The sequence below is a fragment of the Nocardia sp. NPDC049190 genome, from assembly GCF_040648115.1.
GTDB lineage: Bacteria > Actinomycetota > Actinomycetes > Mycobacteriales > Mycobacteriaceae > Nocardia.
Window position 1 is genome coordinate 1 of sequence record NZ_JBEZDE010000093.1, and the last position, 5,164, is coordinate 5,164.

Genomic DNA, 5,164 nt, shown 5'->3' on the forward strand with positions numbered 1-5,164 from the left:
TTCCACAAGGGCAAGCTACTGGAACGACCAGTCGACATCACCTCGAAAGCACCGACCAACCCAGCATCAACCGAAGCGGAGGAGGTCGCCTGAAAGCTCCTCATCCACAGATCTTGACAATATCTCGGGGTGCGGGAAGGAGTACGTCATACCGATGTCGGGTGGGAAAGAGAGTCGAACCGTCATTCCTGACGCAGGGTGGTGAACAGGCCTATTACCACCACCAGCACTGTTGCCGCTGGTGGTCCTGTCGACCCGCAGCTCTGTGGCTGCCGCCAGAGCTGTACTGCATACCAATGCCTGTATCGGGTGGACCACTGTCGATTTCGACGGCGGCCGCTGATCCTCGTCGCTCACGGCGTGGAGCTTTGCAGCGTCGAGCGCTGGACGCCATACGCCGCACGCATACCCTACCTGTACCTCCGGATATTCGGTGTTCTGTGGCCCTCAGCACTCATCTTCTGTCGCCTTCCGGTGTCGGCTGACCGCCCTCAAAGAGGTCTCGGACTGGTAGGGACCGGTATTCGGGTAGTCGGTAACCCCAAGTAGCCAGTGCCCAGACGCGTCCTTTAACTCGCCTGCTGGAACCGGCATACGTGAGCAGAGAAGCTGGTAGATGTCGAGATATGGCGGAAATTTGGTAGTGGCTCTCGACAAAATTCAATCAAAACTCTGCATGCTGCCCACACCACCGAGCATGTACCGCAACACGACAACGAAGCTCTCCCCGGAAAAGTTGCGAGGAAAGCCGTTTCCGTACAAGGCAATTCTCGGGTCCAGTTTTAATCTGACAGACGATTTTCGAACGGCACATAAGGGCTATCCGATCGGTGGGGGAGGGAGTCACGTTTCATATGGTGAGTTCTCACGGGAGGACTCCTCCGAGTCGCCCGTTGCCGCGCTGATTTATCCGGGAGATCGGGCAACGACGTTATGTTCATCAACGACGAGAGTAAGACCGCAGCCTCGGCTGCGCCGGTCGCGACGAGCACCGAGCCCGAGCCGATCAAAGCGATTCCGCTGCGACGGCCGGGCCGGTGGATCGCGGCCGCGGTAATCCTGATCGGGCTGGGCCTGTTCATCTATGGCGCGGCCACCAATGAGGCCTACCACTGGAACACCTACTTCAAGTACCTCGGCGATGTGCGAATCGCCAAGGGTGCGCTGGTGACCCTGGAATTGACCATGCTCGCCATGGCCATTGGCGTGGTGCTGGGCGTGGCGCTGTCCGTGATGCGGCTGTCGCCGAATCCGGTGCTGCGTTCGGTGCCCTGGGCCTATCTGTGGATCTTCCGCGGCACCCCGGTGTACGTGCAGCTGGTGTTCTGGGGTCTGTTCCCCTCGCTCTACAAGACCATTACTGTCGGCGCGCCGTTCGGCCCGTCGCTGGCGCATTTCGACATGCAGCACTGGTCGGCGCCGTTCTTCTTCGCCATGATCGGCCTGGGTCTCAACGAGGCCGCCTACATGGCCGAGATCGTGCGCGCGGGAATAAATTCCGTCGGTGAGGGTCAGCGCGAGGCGTCGGTGGCGCTGGGCATGTCGTGGACGCAGACCATGCGCCGCACCGTGCTGCCCCAGGCCATGCGGGTGATCATTCCGCCCACCGGCAACGAGTTCATCTCCATGCTCAAGACCACCACCCTGGTCGCCGCCATCCCGCTCACCACCGACCTGTACGGCCAGGCGCGCGACATCTACAGCGTGAACTTCCAGCCGATTCCGCTGCTGCTGGTCGCGGCCACCTGGTATCTCGCGGTCACCAGTGTGCTCATGATGGGTCAGTACCACCTGGAGCGGTACTACTCGCGGGGGATGTCGCGGCAGTTGACCGACAAGCAGTTGCGGGCGCTGGCAAATGTGCAGCGATCGGCGGAGGGGGACCAGTGAGTCTCGATATATCCAGGGCCGCAACGGGTTCCGGCGAGCTGATGGTCGCCGCTGACCGGGTGTGCAAGAACTTCGGCGCGCTGCAGGTGCTCAAGGGCATCTCGCTGGAGGTGAAACGCGGTGAGGTGCTGTGCCTGATCGGACCCTCGGGTTCTGGCAAATCCACTTTCCTGCGCTGCATCAACCATCTCGAGCAGGTGAATGCCGGACGGCTCTATGTGGACGGCGAACTCGTCGGTTACCAGGAGAAGAACGGCAAGCTCTACGAGCTGCATCCGCGCGAGGCCGCCCGGCAGCGCTGTGATATCGGCATGGTGTTCCAGCACTTCAATCTGTTCCCGCACCGCACGGCGCTGGAGAACATCATCGAAGCGCCGACTCGGGTCGAGAAGCTCAAGAAGGCCGACGCGGTCAAGCGGGCCAAGGAGCTGCTGGCGCGAGTCGGTCTGGCGGACAAGGCCGATGCCTATCCGGCGCAGCTCTCCGGCGGGCAGCAGCAGCGGGTCGCCATCGCGCGGGCCCTGGCCATGGATCCCAAGCTCATGCTGTTCGACGAGCCCACCTCGGCGCTCGATCCGGAACTGGTTGGCGAAGTGCTCGGCGTCATGCGGGAACTCGCCGCTGACGGCATGACCATGGTGGTGGTGACGCACGAAATGGGCTTCGCCCGTGAGGTCGCCGATCAGCTGGTGTTCATGGACGGCGGCGTGGTGGTCGAAGCGGGCAATCCGCGCGAGATGCTGGCCAACCCGCAGCACGATCGCACCAATGCGTTCCTGTCGCGAATCCTCTGACAGAGGAAGTCCGCTCTTGCGGTCGCGCAGAATATATCTTACCGCGATGGCCAGTCGAGATTATTTCTCTACATTGCGGCAATTGGTTGCGGCAGACAAAGTCGCGAGCGAGGAGTTGGAGAACTTCGTGGTTATTGGAAATGCTTACCGCCGGTATGCACTTGGAGTTGCGCAGGTGGCGGTCGCTGGAATACTAGTCCTGAGCGGCTGCAGCCAGAACACCGAATCGGATTTGGGCGCAAAAAAGGTATCGGGAATCGTGAAAGTCGACGGCATCGCGTCCAACCTTCCGGAGGCGCTCAAACAGTCCGGTGAGTTGACGGTAGGGGTGAGCCTCCCGTACATGCCCAATGAGTTCAAGGACTCCTCCGGCAGGATTATCGGCTTCGGCGTCGACCTGATGGACGCAGTGTCCACAGTGCTCGGGCTCGAGCCTAAATACGTCGAATCACCTTTCGAGAAAATCATCCCTAACATTCAGGTTGGTACCTACGATGTCGGTCTGGCCTCGATGACCGACTCCAAGGAACGCGAAAAACAAGTCGACTTCACGACCTACTTCCGAGCGGGAACACAGTGGGCACAGCAAGTTGGTTCACCAGTCGATCCCACCAGTGCCTGCGGCAAGAAGGTTGCGGTCCAGGCAACCACCCTGCAGGACACCGAGGAAATCCCCGCTAAGAGCAACGCATGTGTTGCCGCAGGAAAACCCCCGATTGACAAGCGGGCTTATAGCGAACAAAGCGACGCAGCCAACGCACTTGTGCTCGGCCAAGTCGATGCCTTGTCTGCTGATTCCCCGGTGATCACCCACGCGATCAAATACAGTGGCAACAAAATCGAATCTTCGGGCCCGTTGTTCGACACAGCCCTCTATGGATGGCCCGTCGCCAAAGGATCACCGCTGGCGACAGTCTTGCAGGCCGCAGTCAAGCACCTCATCGAAACAGGTAAATACCTCGAAATCGCGACCAACTGGGGAGTCCAGGAGGGCGTGATCAAAGAATCCCAGATCAACGGTGCCACGAACTGAGCAGTGAGCGTTAAGGATTCCCGGCGAATGCTCTCTGACCCCAGATCGTGCTCGGACGACTGCCGCCGACGTGGCACCGAGCAAGTCGTACATATGCAGCAATGGTAAACCCGCAGGTACCATCGCACCAGGGAGTTGCAGGCAGTCAGCGTGGGGGAGGCGACGGTGATGGACGACGTCGCGCGAGATGACGCGCAAGACGCGGAACGGGAGCTGCTCGCCGACTTCACCGAGTGGCGTTCGCGGCGAGATATCTACCTCGACTGCGTGGCCTGCCACAGTGTGGGCGTGCTGGTCCAGGTTGCCGAGTTGGCCAACGGTGGCGAGTTGTGGCGCTGCGGCGAATGCGGCGACGAGGAACTCATCGATTAGATACAGCCGCGCTGAAGCCGCCGCATCTGGCTGTCACAACCATCAAACAGAACAATGCCCCGCGTTGTGTTCGCTGCGCCTGCTGTCAGGGGTAGCCGTAGCATTCGCCGAAAATCGGGCGGATTTGGCGTAGCCGTCTGGTAGGCACCAGTTTCGGGTTCGACGTACGCATTTGTCTTACGGCAGCAACTGGTTGGTTCTATCGGTGAATCGCGAGACCGTTGATCGGTGAATCCCGGCGCCATGTCGGTTCGGAAGATGTTGGTATCGGCAAATTTTGACACCACCTGACGGGTTGCGATGGCAGGATCACTCTGCGACGGCCCGTAGGAGCTGACCCGTGCCGCCGAACCAATCCAAGGCACAGCTGTATGCGGCGATCCGCCGCGACTCACGTGCGGGGATGTCGGGTCGAGATCTAAGGCGCAAGTACAATGTCGGCTACTACACGGTCAACGCCGCACTGACCTCGGCGTTCCCCAAGAAACGCAAAGAGTATCCGGCGCGGGCGTCGAAGCTGGATCCGTTCAAACCTTTCATCGACGAAACACTCCGGGCGGATCTGGATGCGCCTCGCAAGCAGCGGCACACGATCGAGCGGATCTTCGAGCGGCTGATGGATGAGCACGGCATGACCGACGTCGCCTATCAGACGGTCCGTGATTACGTTAATCGGCGTAAGGTGCAGATCAGGGTCGAGGCCGGCCGCGAACCGCCGCAGGTATTCATCTCGCAGACCCACCGCTTGGGCGAGCAAGCCGAGGTCGATTTCGGTGAGGTGACCGTCGAGGAGTTCGACACCGGGTCGTGGCTTGTCGAGCCTGTCGCCCATGACTACACGGTGGACGAGGTCGTCGATGCTGCGCAGTAGTTCCTCGATCGTCTGGTCGTTGGTGGGGGCCCGCGGAATGGGCGCGCCGCAGTGGCGGAGCTCGTCGATCTTGTGGACTGCGATTTCCATCTCGGCTTCCGCGATCCCTGCCAGGTGTACTGACCATGGACGTTGGTCACGGCGTGTCGAGGTGACAAAGGCGAAGACCTCCGAGTGAAGTGCGAGCTGTCTAGGAACGCACCC

General features: G+C 60.7%; 4 protein-coding genes and 1 pseudogene. All 5 read left to right on the forward strand.

The genetic code is table 11. The features are described 5' to 3' along the window. Positions 1–933 precede the first annotated feature (933 nt). Positions 934–1,890, forward strand: coding sequence for an amino acid ABC transporter permease (locus tag AB0B25_RS31850; protein WP_357187482.1), 957 nt, complete (start codon positions 934–936; stop codon positions 1,888–1,890). 41 nt (positions 1,891–1,931) lie between these two features. Continuing rightward, on the forward strand, positions 1,932–2,684 hold the full coding sequence (locus AB0B25_RS31855; RefSeq protein WP_357187491.1) for an amino acid ABC transporter ATP-binding protein: 753 nt from the start codon (positions 1,932–1,934) through the stop codon (positions 2,682–2,684). Positions 2,685–2,730: 46 nt separating this feature from the next. After that, entirely contained in the window at positions 2,731–3,717 is a 987-nt protein-coding gene (locus tag AB0B25_RS31860) for an ABC transporter substrate-binding protein (RefSeq protein ID WP_357187485.1), read from the forward strand. A 165-nt stretch (positions 3,718–3,882) separates the two neighbouring features. After that, complete coding sequence (locus AB0B25_RS31865) at positions 3,883–4,089, forward strand: hypothetical protein (RefSeq protein WP_357187488.1); 207 nt, start codon at positions 3,883–3,885, stop codon at positions 4,087–4,089. A gap of 340 nt (positions 4,090–4,429) precedes the next feature. Continuing rightward, positions 4,430–4,720 (forward strand): annotated as a pseudogene (locus AB0B25_RS31870) (IS21 family transposase); the annotation flags it as partial. Positions 4,721–5,164: the final 444 nt, after the last annotated feature.